Annotated in this window: 18 protein-coding genes; 6 read left to right on the forward strand and 12 right to left on the reverse strand. The window is 52.2% G+C overall.

Going from position 1 to position 20735, the window contains the following annotated elements; all coding sequences use genetic code 11:
- Positions 1-56: 56 nt before the first annotated feature.
- Positions 57-2363 (reverse strand): FdhF/YdeP family oxidoreductase, encoded by a 2307-nt coding sequence (locus SPM24T3_RS12625; RefSeq protein WP_009637149.1) that lies wholly within the window; start codon positions 2361-2363, stop codon positions 57-59.
- Positions 2364-2698: 335 nt separating this feature from the next.
- On the opposite strand from SPM24T3_RS12625, the gene dacD reads away from it, so the two are divergent.
- Positions 2699-3868 (forward strand): serine-type D-Ala-D-Ala carboxypeptidase DacD, encoded by a 1170-nt coding sequence (dacD, locus tag SPM24T3_RS12630; RefSeq protein WP_009637150.1) that lies wholly within the window; start codon positions 2699-2701, stop codon positions 3866-3868.
- Between the two features lie 38 nt (positions 3869-3906).
- On the opposite strand, the gene SPM24T3_RS12635 is transcribed toward dacD, so the two are convergent.
- Complete coding sequence (locus tag SPM24T3_RS12635) at positions 3907-4344, reverse strand: hypothetical protein (RefSeq protein WP_009637151.1); 438 nt, start codon at positions 4342-4344, stop codon at positions 3907-3909.
- 146 nt (positions 4345-4490) lie between these two features.
- Here SPM24T3_RS12635 and SPM24T3_RS12640 point away from each other — a divergent pair, with 146 nt between their 5' ends.
- Positions 4491-5411 carry a LysR family transcriptional regulator gene (locus SPM24T3_RS12640; protein ID WP_009637152.1) on the forward strand — a complete coding sequence of 307 codons (921 nt, stop codon included), beginning with the start codon at positions 4491-4493 and terminating at the stop codon, positions 5409-5411.
- Positions 5412-5524: 113 nt separating this feature from the next.
- The gene (locus SPM24T3_RS12645) at positions 5525-6037 is read left to right on the forward strand and encodes a DUF2501 domain-containing protein (RefSeq protein ID WP_009637153.1); all 513 of its coding nucleotides are present in this window, start codon (positions 5525-5527) and stop codon (positions 6035-6037) included.
- 54 nt (positions 6038-6091) lie between these two features.
- On the opposite strand, the gene nth is transcribed toward SPM24T3_RS12645, so the two are convergent.
- The 10 genes from nth to SPM24T3_RS12695 form a co-directional block, all read right to left on the reverse strand.
- Positions 6092-6733 (reverse strand): endonuclease III, encoded by a 642-nt coding sequence (nth, locus tag SPM24T3_RS12650; RefSeq protein WP_009637154.1) that lies wholly within the window; start codon positions 6731-6733, stop codon positions 6092-6094.
- Positions 6733-7425 carry an electron transport complex subunit E gene (locus SPM24T3_RS12655; RefSeq protein WP_009637155.1) on the reverse strand — a complete coding sequence of 231 codons (693 nt, stop codon included), beginning with the start codon at positions 7423-7425 and terminating at the stop codon, positions 6733-6735. Before SPM24T3_RS12655 ends, nth begins: the two co-directional genes overlap by 1 nt.
- Entirely contained in the window at positions 7418-8050 is a 633-nt protein-coding gene (rsxG, locus tag SPM24T3_RS12660; RefSeq protein WP_009637156.1) for an electron transport complex subunit RsxG, read from the reverse strand. The genes SPM24T3_RS12655 and rsxG overlap by 8 nt, the downstream gene beginning before the upstream one ends.
- 9 nt (positions 8051-8059) lie before the next feature.
- The gene (gene rsxD / locus SPM24T3_RS12665) at positions 8060-9112 is read right to left on the reverse strand and encodes an electron transport complex subunit RsxD (protein ID WP_009637157.1); all 1053 of its coding nucleotides are present in this window, start codon (positions 9110-9112) and stop codon (positions 8060-8062) included.
- Entirely contained in the window at positions 9113-11299 is a 2187-nt protein-coding gene (gene rsxC / locus SPM24T3_RS12670) for an electron transport complex subunit RsxC (protein WP_009637158.1), read from the reverse strand.
- A 1-nt stretch (position 11300) separates the two neighbouring features.
- A complete protein-coding gene (gene rsxB / locus SPM24T3_RS12675; protein ID WP_009637159.1) occupies positions 11301-11864 on the reverse strand; it encodes an electron transport complex subunit RsxB in 564 nt (187 codons plus the stop codon).
- Positions 11864-12445 (reverse strand): electron transport complex subunit RsxA, encoded by a 582-nt coding sequence (gene rsxA / locus SPM24T3_RS12680; RefSeq protein WP_009637161.1) that lies wholly within the window; start codon positions 12443-12445, stop codon positions 11864-11866. The genes rsxB and rsxA overlap by 1 nt, the downstream gene beginning before the upstream one ends.
- A 15-nt stretch (positions 12446-12460) precedes the next feature.
- The gene (locus SPM24T3_RS12685) at positions 12461-12901 is read right to left on the reverse strand and encodes a DUF2569 domain-containing protein (protein WP_009637162.1); all 441 of its coding nucleotides are present in this window, start codon (positions 12899-12901) and stop codon (positions 12461-12463) included.
- 364 nt (positions 12902-13265) lie between these two features.
- Positions 13266-14771, reverse strand: a complete 1506-nt coding sequence (gene araA, locus SPM24T3_RS12690) for an L-arabinose isomerase (RefSeq protein ID WP_009637163.1) — start codon at positions 14769-14771, stop codon at positions 13266-13268.
- Between the two features lie 58 nt (positions 14772-14829).
- Positions 14830-16509, reverse strand: coding sequence for a ribulokinase (locus tag SPM24T3_RS12695; RefSeq protein WP_009637164.1), 1680 nt, complete (start codon positions 16507-16509; stop codon positions 14830-14832).
- Positions 16510-16955: 446 nt separating this feature from the next.
- Between SPM24T3_RS12695 and SPM24T3_RS12700 the strand changes: the two genes are divergently transcribed.
- The 3 genes from SPM24T3_RS12700 to araH are packed head-to-tail and all read left to right on the forward strand — an operon-like array spanning position 16956 to position 20622.
- Positions 16956-17945, forward strand: coding sequence for an arabinose ABC transporter substrate-binding protein (locus SPM24T3_RS12700; RefSeq protein WP_009637165.1), 990 nt, complete (start codon positions 16956-16958; stop codon positions 17943-17945).
- A 57-nt stretch (positions 17946-18002) separates the two neighbouring features.
- Complete coding sequence (gene araG, locus SPM24T3_RS12705) at positions 18003-19568, forward strand: L-arabinose ABC transporter ATP-binding protein AraG (protein ID WP_009637166.1); 1566 nt, start codon at positions 18003-18005, stop codon at positions 19566-19568.
- A gap of 49 nt (positions 19569-19617) precedes the next feature.
- A complete protein-coding gene (gene araH / locus SPM24T3_RS12710) occupies positions 19618-20622 on the forward strand; it encodes an L-arabinose ABC transporter permease AraH (protein WP_009637167.1) in 1005 nt (334 codons plus the stop codon).
- Positions 20623-20735 lie beyond the last annotated feature (113 nt).

Consider the following 20735-nt stretch of genomic DNA (forward strand, 5'->3'; position numbering starts at 1 on the left):
TAGGCCTGCGAGTCAGGGAAATTGTCAAAAGTTTTAACGCATTATTGAGGTAAAACTCAGGCAATACGGCGGGTATCGACAATCGCTTCACAGCGGCGAATTGCCACAGGGATAGATTTCGAGGTTGGCGTATGAGTCTGATCGCCAAAGCTCGACAGCGGAACCAGTGGGTTGGTTTCCGGATAATAAGCCGCCAGATTACCGCGTGGAATATCGTAGCTAACCAGCTTGAAACCAGAAACTTTACGTTCGATACCGTCGCTCCACAGCGTTTCTATCTCAACCAAATCGCCGTCTTTCATGCCGAGATCGGCCAGGTCCTGAGGATGGATAAATAACACCTCACGCTGACCATAAACACCGCGATATCGGTCATCAAGGCCGTAAATAGTGGTGTTGTACTGGTCATGTGAGCGCAGCGTTTGCAGAGTAAACGGTGCGTCGTCATTTTCCATCGGGATCACCCGTTCAGGCAATGGGGCCGCGCTGAAATTAGCTTTTCTGCTCGGCGTATTAAAGCTCAGGTCCGCCGCCGCATTGCCAAGATAAAAACCGCCTTTAATATCGCAGCGTTTATTGAAATCGTTAAAGCCAGGGATGGTGGCCTCGATATGATTGCGGATCAGATTGTAATCATCCGCCAGCGCCATAAAGTCCAGGTAACGTTTGCCGAGAACGGCGTCAGCGATACCGCAGACAATAGCAGTTTCAGAACGCTGTTCTTTCGACAGAGGAATGCCTACACCCTCCGAGGCGTGCACCATGCTGAAAGAATCCTCAACGGTAATAAACTGTGAGCCGGTGGCTTGCATATCCAGCTCGGTGCGACCCAGAGTAGGCAATATCAGCGCTTCATGCCCCGGCGTCAAATGACTGCGATTAAGCTTGGTGCTGATTTGTACAGTCAGATCGCAGTTACTCAGAGCTTGCTCGGTACGTGGAGTATCCGGCGCGGCGGCGGCCAGATTACCACCCAGTGCAATCAGTACTTTAACCTCACCGCGCAGCATGGCTTCCAACGCTTCTACGGTGTTATGACCCGGTTCGCGCGGAGGCGTAAATTTGAAATGATGCTCCAGGCTATCGAGTAGCGGCTTTGGCGCTTTCTCATCGATACCCATGGTGCGATTGCCTTGCACGTTGCTGTGGCCACGTACCGGACACAACCCCGCGCCCGGCTTACCCAGTTGCCCAAACAGCAGTTGCAGGTTGGTAATTTCGCGCACGGTTGGCACCGAATGCTTATGCTGCGTAATGCCCATGGCCCAGGTGCAAATAACCCGTTCGGCGTTCATATAAATGGCGGCCGCTTCGCGAATTTCGAACTCACTCAGGCCAGACTGCTGGGTGATTTGTTCCCAGCTGGTCTGATCGACAATCTCCAGATACTCATCCATGCCGTGGCAGTTGGCATCAATAAATTCTTGATCAAACAGGGAAGGCTCGCCGGAAGCAATTCGTTGACGATGAGTCTGCAATAGCACTTTGACCATACCGCGCACTGCGGCCATATCGCCGCCCAGATTCGGCTGGTAATAGGCCGAGCTGATACGACCGGCTTTCGGTGTGACGACTTCCAGCGGTTTTTGCGGATCGGCAAAACGTTCCAGACCGCGCTCACGCAGGGTGTTGAAGCTCACCACTTTTGCGCCGCGATCGGCAGCGTGGCGCAGGCTGTGCAGCATGCGAGGATGGTTAGTGCCTGGATTCTGGCCAAAAACGAAAATGGCGTCGGCCTTTTCGAAATCGTCAAGACGAATGGTGCCTTTACCGATACCGATGCTTTGCTTCAAGCCAACGCCGCTGGCCTCGTGGCACATATTTGAGCAATCGGGAAAATTATTCGTGCCAAACATGCGGCCAAAGACCTGATAAAGATATGAAGCTTCATTACTTGCACGGCCAGAAGTGTAAAAATCGGCCTGATTTGGGCTTTCGAGTCCGTTTAAATGGCTGGCAATCAGTGAGAATGCTGCGTCCCAGGTAATGGGTTCGTAGTGGTCGGTGGTGCGGTTATAACGCATTGGATGCGTCAGGCGGCCTTGATACTCGAGGAAATAGTCGCTTTGCTCGCGCAGGGTAGCAACGCTGTGCCGGGCAAAAAACTCGGGTTCAACGGCTTTGCGAGTGGCTTCCCAACTCACGGCTTTGGCACCGTTTTCGCAGAAACTGAAGGTGCTGTGATTATCGTCACCCCACGCACAGCCAGGGCAGTCGAAGCCGCGACCTTTATTGACACGCAGCAGGTTGCGCAGGTTGCCAAGAACTTTTTTACTGTCGAAAACGTAACGCGTGGTAGCTTCCAATGAACCCCAGCCACCAGCCGCGCCGGTATAAGGTTTAATCTCGGATTTGAATTTCATATTAGGTCTTCGCAGGTGAGTGTCTGACAATCCCATCCAGCACTAAACTTGAGATTGTTAATTTTATGTCACAATTTTATGAGCGATTTGAGAACTCGTCTAATCGAATGTTGTGATAGTGGGATAGAGCGCATCAATGATGGGCTTATTTTTAATGGGGGATTCTGAAATTGTAAGCAAATGGTTTCATTGTGAAACTTTCAGCAAAGGTCTTATTGTTTAGCTTCTCAATTATTTGATGCAACCTATGCCGCGAAAGGTACAATTCGACCTTGCCCGGCTGCCCCAATGATTCGGGTTTGGCTGACATTATAAGTGCGTTTGAGGATGATTAAGTGAAGCGTTTAGTATTGAGTATTTTGTCCGGAGTAATCTGTGTCTCTGCCAGTAATGCGTGGGCTGTTGCACCGATAGATTTTCAGGTAGTGCCACCCAGCATTGATGCTGCTTCTTTTGTTCTTATGGATTATGCTACCGGCGATGTACTGGCTTCCGGAAATCCTGACGAACGCCGCAACCCTGCGAGCCTGACTAAATTGATGACAGGATATGTCATCGACCGTGCTCTGGATCAGCACAAAATCACCATGGATGACGTGGTTACCGTTCCTCAGGAAGCCTGGGTTGCCGGTAATAAAGTCCTCGCGGGTTCTTCACTGATGTTCCTCAAACCTGGCGATCGCGTCACTGTTCGCAACCTGATTCAGGGCATTATCATCGATTCTGGTAACGATGCCTGCGTAGCGATGGCCGACTATGTTGCCGGAAGTCAGGATGCTTTCGTGGGTATCATGAACCAGTACGTGCAAAAACTCGGTTTGACCAACTCGCATTTCGAAACCGTTCACGGTCTTGATGCTCCGGGTCAGTTCACCACGTCATACGATCTAGCCAAGCTCTCGCGCGCCATTATCGGCGGGGAACCTGAGGAATATCATATGTATGACGAAAAATCCCTGACCTATGACAATATCACTCAACAGAACCGTAATGGTCTGCTGTGGGACAAAAGCCTCAACGTCGATGGTTTGAAAACCGGCCATACCGAAACTGCAGGTTTCAACATTATTGCCTCTGCGACCGAAGGCAACCGTCGTTTAATCGCGGTAGTCATGGGTGGCAAAAGCTCGAAAGGGCGTGAAGAGCAGGCGCGCAAACTGCTGACCTGGGGCTTCCGCGAATTCACCAGCATGCAGGTATTTAAAGCCGGTCAGAGCGTGTCCACCGAGAAGGTCTGGTTTGGTGATAAACCACAGATTAAAGTCGGCAGCCTTAGTGATGTTTATCTCAATATCCCTCAGGCAGACAGCGAGAAGGTTAAAGCGCAGTACGTGCTGAACAATCAACAGATTGATGCACCGCTGACCAAGGGGCAAGACGTAGGGACCATTAATATTGTCGATAACGGCAAAATCGTTAAGACAGTGCCATTGGTTGCATTGGAAGATTTGCCAAAAGGCGGCATTGTTAGCCGCGCTATCGACTATATCAAGTTGAAAATCTAACTGATCAAAATGATAAATAACCTGTACTGAAGTGCAGGTTATTTATCTCCCTGTTGATTATCTGGCAATTTTTCTTTTTTACAGCCAAGAACCTGTAATGAGGCTACCAGGAACGGCAGCGCGGGCTTTTTCCACTCATCATTGTTCTCTATTCTAGTATTCACCTCTGCCAGAATTTGTCGGTATGATAACGGAGGGCAAACGCCATTGCCGTTATTTGAAGCTGATTGTGTCGCCGCAGCCATAAATCCAATACACAGTTCTCTTTGCGCATCGGCAGCTTTGGTTCCTACATACTCAGCGCCATTAAAACATTGGCGATAAATATCTCCAATCGTTGGTGTTACGGTTGCGACTTGCTCTCCCTGAGCGGGAACGATGGTTCTGTCTAACGCATCGTCCGCTTGTGCAACCTGAAGAGAGCTAAATGAAATGAGCAATGTGCCTAATATAATATGCTTAATGTTAGTAGTCATATTCCACCACTCTCAAAAGGGGAACTTGAAAGTTAACTCTATAACGTAGTTAAGTAAAGATCGTCCTTACTGTTCAGCGATAAACTTTTCTCATTTTTCATACCTGATATACTTTCATCAATAATTCTTATGGGCCTGACGGTTTTATGGACATAAAGCAACTTCAATATCTATGTAATTTAGAAAGAGAAAAGCATTTTGGACGTGCTGCCGAAGCCAGTTTTGTCAGCCAGCCCACCTTGTCGATGCGATTAAAGAATCTTGAGAAAGAATTAGATCTTAATTTAATCAACCGCGGCAATAATTTCGAAGGTTTTACTGCCGAGGGCGTCAGAGTATTGAGCTGGGCGCGCGAGATTGTTTCTGTCTATGAAGGATTGAAGCTGGAAGTGGCTTCGCTAAAGCAGGGGCTGAGCGGGACCTTGCGCATTGGTGTGATGCCTCAGTGCAGCATTTCCCTTGCTGCGCTGCTTAAAGGTATTGGCCAGCAACATTCCGGGCTTGAATACCGCGTTTCTGAGGTCAGTGCCGACCAGCTGATTGAGGCGTTGAGCAGCCACTCAGTAGATATCGGCATTGGTTTTTTTGAGTTTTCGACGCTCAATGAATTGAAATTTCAGCTTTTCCCATTGCAAGACGGCGGCGTGGATCTGATTTATCATCCTGAACACTTCCCGCAGCTTGAAACGTTTAGCCAGCTGAGTGCGCAGCAGGTCGCCGAGCTGCCGTTGTGTCTTTCGGAACCGAGCCGCTATTTTCGGCGCTATCTCGACAATTTCTTCCGCACTAACGGTCTTGAACTGCATCCAATCCTTGAGAGCAGCTCGATTTTCCAACTGATGCAGGGCGTATTTGTTGGGCTGGGCTGTGCGCTGGTGCCTCGTGGACATTTGATTGATGACATGACCCCGGCGCTAAAACGTTGCGCTCTTGATATAGCCCCGATGAGCCGCCACGCCGCGCTGGTGGTGGCAGAAGCCGGAAGGGCGACGCCGTTGGCCCAGCATTTCTTTGGTGCCGCCAGTCAGTGGCTGGCAACGCAAAGTGTCGATTTCACAGGTCGTTGAATTTGAGCCTCATGATGCGGTCGATTCCTATTGCGCAAGCCCGGCATTCGCGACAAGCTGAATTCGATTAAGTTAAATGTTTCTCAATAAACGCAAAATGGATGGAGCAAAAGATGAAAGCATTTCGTACCAGCATACTCGCCCTGGCAGCAGGTGGACTTCTTATTGCAGGGGGCGCGCAGGCGGCTAGTAATCTTCTTGGGCAGCTGTCTGACGCCGCGACTCAGCAACTCAGCGGTAACAGTGGCAGCAGCACAAGCGGCAGCGGTTATTCGATGGGGCAACTTACTTCACTGCTAAACGGTAGCAGCAGTAATTTGACCTCCAAGAGCAGCACCAATGCGGCTGGCGTACTGCAATATTGCGTACAGAATAATGTCCTGTCAGCAACCAGTGCGACATCAGTCAAAGACAAGCTGGTAAGCAAACTCGGTATCCAGGATAGTTCGACGACACAGAAAGCAGATTATCAGGACGGTATTAACGGTATTTTGCACACCGGCACGGGTCAAAACGTGGATTTAAATAGTTTAGGTGGCGGAACTGCCGGGTTATCGCAAATCAAAGAGAAGGTGAAAACCAAAGCCTGCAACGTGGTGCTTAAACAGGCGAAATCTTTCCTGTAATTTCAATTAGTCGATGTTAAAAGGGCGTACAGTGTGCGCCCTAAATTGTTTGCATTAACCTTCCGGATAAACCTTTTCTTTACTCTCGCACAAATCCTCAATAATGCAGGACCCGCAGCGCGGCTTGCGCGCGACGCAGGTATAGCGGCCGTGCAAGATAAACCAGTGATGACAGTCGAGTTTAAATTCAGTGGGAACCACTTTCAGCAGTCGATCTTCTACTTTCTCGACCGTTTCGCCGGGAGCAAAACGCGTGCGGTTACAGACGCGGAAAATGTGGGTATCGACGGCAATCGTCGGCCAGCCAAATGCCGTGTTCAAAACCACGTTTGCAGTTTTGCGCCCAACGCCAGGCAGCGCTTCAAGCGCCGCGCGGTCTTCGGGAACGATCCCTTGGTGCTGGTCGAGCAGAATACGGCAGGTTTTAATCACATTCTCGGCTTTGGAATTAAACAGGCCGATAGTCTTGATATATTCCTTAACACCGTCGACGCCGAGGTCCCAAAGGGTCTGCGGCGTATTGGCCACCGGATACAGTTTAGCGGTGGCCTTGTTGACACTGACGTCAGTGGCCTGAGCGGATAACAGCACCGCAATCAACAGTTCGAAGGGCGTGGTATAAACCAGCTCGGTTGTCGGATGGGGATTGTTTTCGCGCAAACGTTCAAGAATGCTGATGCGTTTTTCTTTGTTCATCAAGCCTTCTCGGTATTGCCTTGCGGAAGCTGATGCGCAGCACGCGCTTCGGCACGGGCTTTCATGCGCTGGTCGATCAGGTATTTTCCTGCCAATAGCATTCCCAGACCGATAAACGCCCCCGGTGGCAGCATCGCCAGCAAGAAGGGGTTATCGAGATGGATAACCTGAACGCGCAGCACTTTGGCCCACGGGCCAAGCAACAGGTCAGCACCGTTGAACAGCACGCCAGAGCCGAGAATTTCACGCATCGAACCGAGAACAAACATGGCTCCGGTGGCACCAAGGCCGGTCATCATGCCGTCAAGTGCGGCCAAATGTATCGGACTATTGGCCGCCACCGCTTCGGCACGGCCCACCACAATGCAGTTGGTGACAATAAGCGGAATGAAAATCCCCAGCGCTTCGTACAGGGCAAAAGCGTAAGCGTTGATCAGCATCTGCACGGTACTGACTACCGAGGCGATAATCAGCACGTAAATCGGGATGCGGATCTCGTTGGGTACCCAGCGACGGAACGCCGAGATCATCGCGTTGGTGCAGGTCAGCACCATGGTGGTTGCCAGACCCAGACCCAGGGCGTTGGTTGCCGTCGAGGTGACCGCCAGCAAAGGGCAGAGGCCGAGTAATTGAACCAGGGCGGAGTTGTTTTTCCACAGCCCGTTAACGATTAATGTTTTTGCTTCACTCATCACGTGCTCCACAAGGGGTGAGGTGGGAAAGCTGCGCAGGCACAGTTTCGATAAACAGTGCGGTGCGTTTTACAGAGCGGACCACGGCCCGAGGTGTAATAGTCGCACCGGTGAATTGGTCAAACATGCCGCCATCTTTTTTAACCGCCCAGCGAGTATCGTTGGCACCGTTAATGGTTTGATTGGCGAAGCTTTTGATCCAGTCGGAAATTCGCACTTCGATTTTGTCACCGAGGCCCGGCGTTTCATGCTGTTCCAGTACGCGCGTACCGTATACCTTGCCATGAAAATCGGCGGCAACCAATAGCTGAATCGCCCCTGAGTAGCCGTCTGGCGCGGTGGTTTCAACCACTGCCGCCACCGGCTGGCCATTTTTTCGCGCCAGATACATGCGATGCGGTGTCTCGGTGCCCAGCGATTCATTGGTGACGTTGTAACACTCTTGCTGCATGTTGTTGTCATACACGCTAGCGGGAATAACCTGATCAAACAGCGACTTTTGCGAAAGCATTGCCTGATGGGCAATCGTCGGCTTGGTCAACAGATTCACCAAGGCAGTCATACCGGTCATGAGCACGCCAAAAAAAGCCAGCGTCAGTCCATAGCGGCGCATTGTTGCAAACATACTCATTCCTTAACGATGTCCGTAAACGCGTGGCTGGGTGTAATGGTCAATCAATGGGACCGTGATATTCGCCAGCAGTACGGCAAAAGCCACGCCATCAGGATAACCACCGTAAGCGCGGATCAGCCAAACCAGCAGGCCAATAAGTGCGCCAAAGATAAGGCGGCCTTTCGGCGTAGTGGACGCGGTAACCGGGTCAGTGGCAATAAAGAACGCGCCAAGCATTGTTGCACCGGAGAACAGGCCAATCAGCGGTGGCGAGTAACTTCCCGGCGCGAGCCACCATGCCAGCGTGCCGCAGAAGGTCATCATGACCAGCATGCTCACCGGGATGTGCCAGCTGATAATACGACGCCACATCAGATAAAGGCCCCCGACCAGGAAGCTGAGATTAACCCACTGCCAGCCCAAACCTGCAAGCACACCGCTGAACATCGGCCCGTCGAGTACTTGTCTGGCGGTATGACCCGCGCGTAAACCCGTTTTAAAGCCGTCAAGCGGGGTGGCTTGAGTGATGCCGTCCACATTTTGTTGCAGCTGGTAGGCGGTCATATTTTGCGAATCGTGACCGCCAAAAATGGTCATCAGTGTATCGGTAAAGCCGATGTGATGCGCCTGCAAGGCATCCGGCGGAAGCCAGGTAGTCATCTGCACCGGAAAAGAAATCAGCAGCACGACATAACCCACCATGGCTGGGTTGAAAGGGTTCTGACCCAGACCGCCATAAAGCTGTTTGGCAATGATAATGGCAAAAATCATACCGATGACTATCATCCACCACGGAGCCAGCGGTGGCAGGCTGACGCCCAACAGGACTGCCGTGAGCAGGGCAGTATTATCGCCGAGACGTTTGGCAACCGGCATTTTTCGCAGCTGTAACACCGCACCTTCGGCGAGCAAGGCAATGATTATCGCCAAAGCAATCTGCACCAATGTGCCATAACCAAAATACCAGACTTGGGCTGCTATCCCTGGAATACAGGCCAACACAACCATCAGCATAATCGAGCTGGTGCTCTGCCGATTGTGGGTAAAAGGAGAACTCGCGATTCTAAAAGCCATTTATTCCTCGTTCGACATTTCGCTCGACAACGTGTGAGCTTGAGCGGCTTTACGGGCCTTAACGCGGGCAATCGCTGCTGCAACCGCAGCTTTACGTGGATCGCCTTCTGATTGTGATACTTCTTTTTCTTTCGCAGCCTGCGGTGACAGTGTCACTGATTGCGGGTCTTTAACCTCTGGCTCGGGGCTTGCAACGCGGGCTGCTGCTGGCTTGGCAGGAGTTTCACCTTCATCCACAGTTTCGGCCTTAACTTCACCTTCACCCGCGGCTTTCCTGGCTTTTGCGCGGGCAATGGCGGCAGCGACGGCGGCTTTGCGTTTATCTTCAGGCGCTTCCGGTGCAGCTTCTTCGCTGACGACAGGCGTTGCAGTTTTAACGTCTGGCTTGGCATGAGTTTCACCTTCACCCGCAGTTTCGGCCTTAACTTCACCGGCAGCCGCGGCTTTCTTGGCTTTTGCGCGGGCAATGGCGGCAGCGACGGCGGCTTTTCTGCTGTCGCCCTCAATTGGCATGTCGGCTAAGGTGCTAATCGGCTCATTTGATACCGGTACGGCTTCAACATCAGCCACCACGGCAGCTTTTTTAGCTTTGGCGCGCGCAATTGCCGCGGCCAGAGCCGCCTGACGCGGATCGACTGCCGCTTCGGCCTCTTGCGGCTGTTCAGCCTTGGCTGCTGCACTAACGCGAGGATTAAGCGCAGCGGTCTCTTCGTCGCTGAGTTTAACCGCAGATTTACTGTGTTTCTCTTCACGCGCCAGCTTTTCACGTTCCATACGCAACTGTTTAGCTTCGAAACGAGCTTTGGCTTCCGTAGCGCGGGTCGCCTCAAGATCTATCGCGCGGATCTCGGCTTTTTCCTGACGATAATATTGCACCAGCGGAATATTGCTTGGGCAAACATAGGCGCAGGCACCACATTCGATACAGTCGAACAGGTTATGATTACGGGCCTTTTCGTGTTCCTGACCACGACTAAACCAGTATAACTGCTGCGGTAACAGACCCGCCGGGCAAGCGTCGGCACACAGGCTGCAGCGAATGCAGGCTTCTTCCGGCTCGGGTTCGCCCATCTCACTGACCGAAGGTGCCAGCAGGCAGTTGCTGATTTTTACGACAGGGACATCTAGAGACGGCAGGGTAAAGCCCATCAGCGGGCCGCCCATGATCACCATCTTTTGCTGATTCTGCGGCTGAAACTCGCCTTCACGCATCAGGTACGCAACAGGCGTGCCTAATCTTGCCCACACGTTACCTGGCTTTTTAACGGCTTCGCCGGTTAACGTCACCACGCGTTCGATCAGTGGTTCGGCATCGATAATCGCGCGCTTGATGGCAAATATTGTGCCGACGTTTTGCATCAGCACGCCAATAGCCGAAGAGTGTTTACCTTTTGGCACTTCGCGACCGGTGAGGATGCGAGTTAGCTGCTTGGCACCGCCGGAAGGATACTTGGTCGGCACAACGCGCAGCTCAATTTTCACGCCCGGATGATTTTCGTTTTTAATGGCTTTTTTCAGCGCGGCGATGGCTTGCGGTTTGTTGTCTTCAATGCCGATCATGACCTGCTCAGGATGCAGCATGTGGCAGAGAATACGCGTGCCTTGCAAAATTTCAGCCGCGTGCTCTTGCATCAGGCGGTCATCGGCGGTGATGTACGGCTCACACTCGGCGGCGTTGAGGATAAGAATCTTGGTGTGATCCAGGCTACCTTGAATTTTGCTGGCAGTCGGGAAACCTGCACCACCCAAACCGGCAATACCAGCCTGATGAATCAGCTGGTTAAGAGCATCGGCGTCAAGCTGGGTATAATCTTCAACCCACTGGCGTTCACACCAGCGGTCTTCACCGTCGGCGTCAATAATCACACACAGCTCTTTCAAGCCTGAAGGGTGCGCGGTGATGTGCGGCTCTATGGCGCTTATCACGCCCGAAGTCGGCGCGTGCACGGGCACAGTGCGGCCGCGCCCGGTGGTCAGCGGCTGACCTTTAGCAACCCGATCACCGGATTTAACGCACAGCTCGCCTTCAGGGCCAAGATGCTGCTGTAAAGGAATAATAAAGCGCTCAGGAAGCGGCATCCGGCGCAGAGGCACCAGGCTCGACTGAGTCTTCATTTCAGGAGGATGAATGCCTCCGTCGAAGTCCCAAATCTTCTCTTTCTTGAGCGTAGCAAACAGATTGAACATGTTACTCCGCATGAATAATTTGCACAGGAATGGTGTTCATGTCCCATTTCCAGTTCGCGGTGGTGGTTTTAATCGGCAGCATTTCAATGCAGTCGGTTGGGCAGGGCGCGACGCACAGGTCACAGCCGGTACACAGGTCAGTAACCACGGTATGCACCGCGCGCGTTGCGCCAACGATGGCATCGACCGGACAGGCCTGAATACATTTGGTACAACCGATACAGTTGCTCTCATCGATGTAGGCAATGCGACGCACCGGCACGACTTCAACTTCTTCGCCCATCGGCTGCGGCTCGACGTTGAGCAGCGTGGCAAGCTTGAGCATCACTGCTTCACCGCCGGGTACGCATTTGTTGATCTTGTCGCCGTTGGCCACCGCCTCGGCATAAGGTTTACAGCCGGGATAGCCACACTGGGCGCACTGGCTTTGCGGCAGGATATCGTCAATCTGATCAATAACTGGATTCCCCTCGACCGCAAAACGGCGCGAGGCGTAGCCCAGCAGTAAACCGAACACCAGCGCCATCGCGCTGAGTGCAGCAATAGCAACCCACAATTCAAACATTAGAATTTCACCAGCCCGGTAAAGCCCATAAAGGCCAGAGACATCAGACCGGCGGTTACCAACGCAATGGAGGAACCACGGAACGGTGCGGGCACATTGGCGACAACCAGGCGTTCACGAATGGCGGCAAACAACACCATGACCAGTGAAAAGCCGAGCGAGGCCGAAAAGCCATAAAGCGCGGACTGCATAAAGTTCAGCTGTTGGTTAATGTTCAGCAGCGCTACGCCCAATACGGCACAGTTGGTGGTGATAAGCGGCAAAAAGATGCCAAGCAGGCGATAAAGTGACGGGCTGGTTTTACGCACTACCATTTCGGTGAACTGCACCACCACGGCTATCACCAATATAAATGCCATGGTACGCAGATACACCAGACCCAGCGGCATCAGGACAAAGGTGTTCACAATCCACGAGCAAATATTGGACAGCGTAATGACGAAGGTAGTGGCTAACCCCATGCCAATAGCAGATTCCAGTTTTTTGGATACGCCCATAAAGGGGCAAAGCCCAAGAAACTTGACCAAAACAAAATTGTTTACCAGTACGGTACCGATAAACAGTAAGAGGTATGAAGTCATGATGTTGGTGCCTAACTATTGTGTAAAAGTCTCTTTAACTCGGCGAGAACGCTTAAAATAAGGCACCAAAAGTGCCGTTGCCAACAGATGCGATAAAAGATTGCGTACCGCTAAATTGTCGGTAACTGGTGAAAAAGCAAAGGCTTTAACCGCCAGCAACACTGTCACTAATAACCAGACAATATAAAGTTTGGGCAGCATGTTAACTCGACGACAAAATTGCCACAGCACGACCAGGGTAAAAACGCCCATCGCCAAAGTGGTGGCTACCGAAAAATACCACTGCAAGGTGAATGCCTGAGAATTGGTGATGAGGTAATGACGCGATTCCGGTTCAAAAATAGCCATGGAAAACAGCATCAACGTTAGAAATACACTCACCAAATTGACGATCAGGTACGCCAACGGGGCCAGTAGCCAGCCGCCAATTCGCTGATAGCCAGAAGTTACAGACATAAAAAACCTTATTTTAATCAAGTTGATGACAATCCATAAACGCTCAAGCGGGCATAGACCCCGTGATCGTAAACAGATTTAGACATTCAAGGCGCGATAGCTTAACGCGTGAAAGGATTCGTCGCTATCGTGATCATGTGATTGCGGTGCAACAGCGTAAAAAATATCACTTTTTGTAAAAAAATCAGCAAAGGTGCTGGTTAGTTAGTCAATTAGCGGGCAGAAGGTTGTTTAGGCAGAAGATTGTTATGAGCAAAGGGCTTGCTGAATGGAAAACGCGTGAGGATAAATCTCTGGTTGGCATTTCCCCCACTTTTTTTAGCGGGGGAAACGTGTGATAAAAGCAACGATACAGATCAAACAGTTAGCTCGCGCACAGCTTGTAATAAACTTCATTCCAGCGCAGCTGATTTTTGAAGTCAGCAAGCGTGGTCTGGTTATCTATTACCACTAGCTCAATGTTGTGCAGCTCAGCGTAAAGGCGCAGGTAATCGATGTTCAGGGCCTGAGAGAACACGGTGTGGTGCGCGCCGCCGCCGAGGATCCAGGCTTCTGCAGCCGTAGCCAGTGAAGGCTGAGTTTTCCAGATGGCGCGGGCGACCGGCAGTTTCGGCAAGGGTTTCGGCTGCTCGATAGTATCAACAAGATTTACCATCATGCGGAAGCGATCGCCCATATCGATAACCGTAACGTTGACCGCCGGGCCAGCAGGGGTTGAAAAAATCAGCCGCGCCGGGTCGGCCTTGCCGCCTATGCCGAGGAATTGCGCATCGAGAATCGGCTTCTGATCGTTGGCGATACTCGGGCAGACTTCCAGCATGTGAGAGCCAACCACCAGATCGTTGCCTTGCTCAAAGTTATAGGTGTAGTCCTCCATAAAAGAGGTGCCGCCATGAAGTCCGCTGGCCATGACTTTTAAAATGCGCAGCAGTGCCGAGGTTTTCCAGTCGCCTTCACCGCCAAACCCATAGCCTTTTTGCATCAAACGTTGCACTGCCAGACCCGGCAACTGCTTGATGCCATAAAGATTTTCAAAGTTTGTGGTAAAGGCTTTGAAACCGCCTTGCTCCAGGAAGCGGGTCATACCGAGCTCAATGCGCGCGGCGTCGATCAGGTTCTCACGTTTATCGCCGTGCATTTTTACCGCATCGGTCAGTTGATAGCTGGACTCGTATTCTTCTATTAATGTATCGACATCGCCACGGCTGACTTCGTCTATCACACTTGCCAGATCGCCCACGCCAAAGGCGCTGACGGTGTAGCCGAATTTCATTTGTGCCGCGACTTTATCCCCTTCGGTGACCGCTACCTGGCGCATATTATCGCCGAAGCGCGCCACTTTTAGCTGCTGGCTTTCATTTTTGGCCGCCGCCACGCGCATCCACTGGGCAATGCGGCGATGACTTTCTTTATCTTCCCAATGACCGGTAACCACCGAGTGCTGCTGGCGCATGCGAGCGCCGATAAAGCCGAATTCACGGCCACCGTGCGCGGTCTGATTGAGATTCATAAAGTCCATGTCCATGGTATCCCAGGGAATGGTGGCGTTGAACTGGGTATGAAACTGCATCAGCGGTTTATGCAGAATACTCAGTCCGGCAATCCACATTTTGGCCGGTGAGAAGGTGTGTAGCCAAGTAATAATGCCAATACAGTCCTTGTGATAGTTAGCTTCGCGGCACACGGTGGTTATTTCATCGGGCGTGGTGGCCAGCGGTTTCAACACCAGTCTGACCGGCAGTCCGGCAGAATTATTCAGTCCGTTGACGACGTTTTCTGCGTTTTCTTTCACCTGACGCAGCGTTTGCTCGCCATAAAGATGCTGACTGCCGATAACAAACCAGACTTCTAGCGGTTTAAATACGTCCATTTCTCTACTCCTGCACGATTAGCGATAAGCGGCTGGCCAGATGAGACCAGCGCGAAATTCAAGAAACCTCAGCGATGCCAAATAAAGGTTCTGATGCCTGGCACCACTGCTGGTAGCGTTCATAAAGTCGCTGGAACTGTTCGGCGCGCTGCGGGTCCGGCAACAGGGTTTTTTCAATATGGCAGGCCATCGATTGCTGGGCTTGTGGAATGGTGGCAAATTCACCGGCGGCGCAGGCAGCAAAAATTGCCGCGCCCAGCGCACAGCACTGATCCGAGGCAACAATCTGCAGCGGGCGGTTCATCACGTCGGCACAGACCTGCATGATGACCGGCGATTTACGCGCGATACCGCCGAGGGTCAGCACATTTTCGACCGGAATATCTTGCTGCTCAAAACATTCCATAATTGCACGAGCACCAAAGGCGGTAGCCGCGATAAATCCGCCAAACAGCTCCGGCGCACGGGTACCAAGATTGATGTCTGTAATCACGCCTTTCAGTCGCTGGTTGGCAAATGGCGTGCGGCGACCGTTAAACCAGTCAAGCACCAGCGGGAGGCTGTCGATATTGGGTTCCTTGGCCCAGGCGGCGGTAAGGTCTGATAGCAGCGATTTTTTCATCGCGCCGAGTTGCGGTTTTAGCTCGGGATGATTCAGGCTGAGTTGCTCCAATGGCCAGCTCAACAGTTGGCTAAACCAGGCATACATATCGCCAAAAGCCGACTGACCGGCCTCCATGCCCACCATTTCGGGCACTACGCTGCCGTCAACCTGACCGCAAATTCCGGCGATCGCGCGGTCACCGACGCGTTCTTTGTCTGCAATCAGAATGTCGCAGGTCGAGGTACCAATCACCTTAACCAGCGTATACGGCTGGGCTCCAGCGCCGACCGCGCCCATATGACAGTCGAACGCACCGCCAGAAATCACCACTTTGCTGGATAATCCTAGCCGCTCGGCCCATTCCTGACTCAGCAGGCCTACCGGTTTCTCGGCGGTTTGCGTGTCGCGAAACAGCGGGTAAGGCAGATTTTCAACCAGGCACGGGTCCAGTGCCGCGAAGAAATCACGCGGAGGGAAGCCGCCCCAGGAAGGGTGCCAGAGCATTTTATGACCGGTGCTGCAACGCCCGCGCGCGATGGCGTCTGGTGCGGTAGTGCCGGAAAGCAAGGCGGGCACCCAGTCACACAGCTCAACCCATGAAGCCGCCGCGGCTCGCACCGCGCTGTCTTCCCGCGTGACGTGGAGGATCTTGGCCCAGAACCATTCCGAAGAATAAACGCCGCCAATATATTTGCTGTAATCAGGAAAATCCCCACTGCGACACAGGCGGTTAATTTCTTCGGCTTCGTTAATGGCGGTGTGGTCTTTCCATAGAACAAACATCGCGTTGGGGTTGTCGGCAAATTCGGGGCGCAACGCCAGCACCTGACCCTGACTATCAATCGGTGCCGGGGTAGAACCCGTCGAGTCGACACCGATACCGATTATTCTGGCACTCTGTTCTGGCCCTAATCTGTGCACCAAATTTTGGATTGCACTTTCCATTGCTTCTATATAGTCGAGTGGGTGATGGCGAAAGCGATTTTTAGCCGCGTTACAGTACTGGCCCTGTTGCCAGCGCGGGTAATAAACCACATCAGTATCAATCTCTTTGCCGCTATGGCAGTCCACGGCCAGCACTCGGACCGAGTCGCTACCAAAATCCAGACCAAGAGCAATCGCGCCTTGCGCCATGGTTTTCTCCCCTGAAGTTAACTGAATGAGCCAGCGATGCGGCGTGGCTTACTTTTACTGTTGGTAACTCTTGCTGTTGATAACTCAACCATAGGAGCAGTGGCGTTAATTCTGTGAGGAGGCATTTGCTGGAAGTATGTACTTTTCTGCTTCCTGGCGCGGATGTGTGAAGCCGGTCATAAAGTTAAGGGTTGGTTAAATTTGCTGAATATATGCACGAATTGGCTGCAATTTTAAACTGTGATAGCGCTCTACATATTCGGAAACTATTCCAGCTAAAACTTACCTCGTCTTATCTCAATCCATTAATGCATTGCCCATAAAGCTGGGTTTGTTAATGGATTTTTTTGGAAAACCCCTACTGATAACGTTTTTATGCCTTTGGCGAATATTCCCGGTCACGGTGAATTTAGCCGGGTAACAACAATAAAAAGTCGGAGAGCATCATGCATATATTCACTAAGGCGCTAACGGCGGTGGCACTGGCAGCCGTTATGTCACATTCGGCTATGGCGGACACTGAAAAACTGGGGTTCCTGGTCAAGCAGCCGGAAGAACCGTGGTTCCAGACTGAATGGAGATTTGCCGACAAGGCTGGCAAAGATCATGACTTCCAGGTGATCAAGATTGCCGTGCCCGATGGGGAAAAAACCTTGAATGCTATCGATAGTCTGGCGGCCAACGGGGCCAAGGGTTTTGTTATCTGTACGCCAGATCCGCGTTTGGGGCCGGCTATCATGGCGAAAGCCAAAAGCTATGGCCTGAAGGTTATTGCCGTTGACGACCAATTTGTGAACTCCAAGGGTAAACCGATGGAAGAGGTGCCGCTGGTGATGATGGCAGCCAGCAAAATCGGTGAACGTCAGGGGCAGGAACTTTATAAAGAGATGCAAAAACGCGGTTGGAAAGTGGCAGATACCGGCGTGATGGCAATTACTGCCGATGAGCTGGACACTGCCCGTCGCCGCACCACTGGCGCAATGGACGCGCTGAAAGCCGCAGGTTTCCCGGCAGCGCAGATTTATCAGGTGCCGACGAAATCCAATGATATTCCTGGGGCACTCGATGCCGGTAACTCGCTGCTGGTGCAGCATCCCGGCGTTAAAAACTGGCTGATCCTCGGTATGAACGATAACACTGTGCTCGGTGGTGTCCGCGCCACTGAAGGCCAGGGCTTCAAAGCGCCAAACGTCATTGGTATCGGCATTAACGGTGTTGACGCGGTAAACGAATTGTCGAAAAAAGAGCAGACCGGTTTCTACGGTTCGTTGCTGCCAAGCCCGGACGTACACGGCTATAAAAGTATTCAGATGCTCAATGACTGGGTGACCAAAGGCGTTGAGCCGCCGAAGTTTACCGAAGTCACCGACGTGGTGCTGATCACTCGTGACAATTTCAAAGTCGAACTGGATAAAAAAGGGTTGGGGGGTAAATAAGCCCGCCGCTGAACGCCACGCGTTTTTTAATGCATGATTTTGGATAAAGGTACCGCTATGTCTTCGTTAGCTCTTACATCGTCAGCCGTGATCGAGCCTTCGCTGGAGGCGTTCGATCCCAGCCAGCCGTATTTAACTTTTCAGGAGATTGGTAAAACCTTCCCTGGGGTCAAGGCGCTGGATGGTATTAGTTTTGACTGCTATGCCGGTCAAATTCACGCCCTGATGGGGGAAAATGGTGCAGGGAAATCGACCCTGCTCAAAATCCTCAGCGGTAACTACAAACCAACTCAAGGGCAGATTCTGGTGAAAGGTCAGCCGGTGGTGTTCAGTCAAACCACTGATGCGCTGGACGCCGGGATCGCCATTATTTATCAGGAACTGCATTTGGTGCCTGAGATGACGGTGGCCGAAAATATCTATCTGGGCCAGTTGCCCAGCAAGCGTGGCTGGGTCGATCGCAAGCTTTTGCACTATGAAGCCAAACTGCAGCTGGAGCATTTGGGGTTGGATATCGACCCCGACACGCCGCTGAAATATCTGTCGATTGGGCAATGGCAAATGGTGGAAATCGCCAAAGCGCTGGCGCGCAACGCCAAGGTGATCGCCTTTGATGAACCGACCAGTTCGCTGTCGGCCCGTGAAATTGAACAGCTATTTCGGGTGATCCGCGAGCTGCGTGCCGAAGGTCGGGTCATCATTTACGTGTCTCACCGCATGGAGGAAATTTTTGCCCTCAGCGATGCGATCACGGTGTTTAAAGATGGCCGCTATGTGCGCACATTTAATGAGATGCAGCAGGTTGATCACGACATTCTGGTGCAGGCGATGGTGGGGCGTAATCTCGGTGATGTCTACGGTTATCAACCCAGGCCGCTGGGTGACGTGCGCCTGCGGCTGGATGCGGTGCAAGCACCGGGGGTGAAAACGCCTATCAGTCTCACGGTGCGGCAGGGCGAAATCGTCGGCCTGTTCGGGCTGGTAGGAGCCGGGCGCAGTGAGCTGATGAAAGGGCTGTTTGGCGGCACCAAAATTACCGGCGGGCAAGTGTGGCTTGACGGTGAACAGGTAAAAATTACCTCACCTATCGACGCGATAAGCGCGGGGATCATGCTGTGCCCGGAAGACCGTAAAGCCGACGGCATCATTCCAGTGCATTCGGTGCGCGACAACATCAACATCAGCGCCCGTCGCAAGAGTATCAAAGCCGGTTGCTTGATTAATAATCGCTGGGAGGCGCAAAACGCAAGTCATCAGATCAAGGCGTTAAATATTAAAACCCCCGGGCCAGAACAATTAATCATGAATCTGTCGGGGGGCAATCAGCAAAAGGCCATTTTGGGGCGCTGGCTGTCAGAAGAGATGAAAGTCATTTTGCTCGATGAGCCAACCCGTGGAATTGACGTTGGGGCCAAGCATGAAATTTATAATGTGATTTATGCCCTTGCGCATCGGGGGATTGCGGTGCTGTTCGCTTCCAGCGACTTGCCCGAGGTGCTGGGTCTGGCCGACAGGATCCTGGTGATGCGCGAAGGGGAGATAACCGGCGAGATGACACACGAGCAGGCAACAGAAGAAAAAACATTGGCAATGGCGATGCTGCGTACCCCGAAAGTAAGTTGAAAATAACCCCGTATGCCGCCGGTGGGCGGACCAGAGCAGGAGTTTAACGATGTCCAGTATGACCACTAATTCAAGCAAACCCGACCAGCCCAATGTTGCCGCACGCGGTGGGCAAAGTCTGATGCGTATTTGGGACAGCTACGGCATGCTGGTGGTGTTCGCCGCGCTGTTTATCGCCTGTTCTATTTTTGTGCCTAACTTTAGCTCTTTCATTAATATGAAGGGTTTGCTGTTAGCGATTTCCATGTCAGGCATGGTGGCCTGTGGGATGCTGTTTTGCCTGGCCTCCGGCGATTTCGATCTGTCAGTCGCTTCGGTAATTGCCTGTGCCGGTGTTACCACCGCGGTGGTTATCAACATGACCGAAAGCCTGTGGATTGGCGTCGGTGCCGGGCTGTTGCTGGGCGCGCTTTCGGGGCTGGTCAACGGGTTTGTGATCGCTCGTCTGAAAATCAATGCCTTAATCACTACCCTTGCAACCATGCAAATCGTTCGCGGCCTGGCTTACATCATTTCTGATGGTAAAGCGGTGGGCATCGATGACGAGCGCTTCTTTGCGCTGGGCTACGCCAACTGGTTTGGTCTGCCTGCGCCTATCTGGATAACCATCGGCTGTCTGATTGCCTTTGGCCTGTTGCTCAATAAAACCACTTTTGGCCGCAATACGCTGGCAATCGGCGGTAATGAAGAAGCGGCAAGGCTTGCAGGCGTGCCGGTGGTGCGAACCAAAATTATTATTTTTGTACTCTCGGGGCTGGTGTCGGCGGCGGCAGGAATTATTCTCGCTTCCCGTATGACCAGCGGCCAGCCGATGACTTCACTCGGCTATGAGCTCATCGTTATCTCGGCCTGTGTACTGGGCGGTGTTTCACTGAAAGGCGGCATAGGCAAGATTTCCTACGTGGTTGCCGGAGTGCTGATTCTGGGCACCGTGGAGAATGCCATGAACCTGCTGAACATTTCCCCGTTCTCGCAGTACGTAGTGCGTGGGTTAATCCTGCTGGCAGCGGTGATTTTCGATCGCTACAAACAGAAGGCCAAGCGGGCGGTGTAAACGATTCCAACTTTTTAAACGGGCCTCTCACAGCAAAAATTGCCAGAAAAGTGTATTTCCTTCACATTTCTTTAACACAATTCGGCAAGATTTCCATGGCCCGATAGAATGGT

The organism is Serratia sp. M24T3, assembly GCF_000257645.1.
In the GTDB taxonomy this organism is placed as follows: domain Bacteria; phylum Pseudomonadota; class Gammaproteobacteria; order Enterobacterales; family Enterobacteriaceae; genus Rouxiella.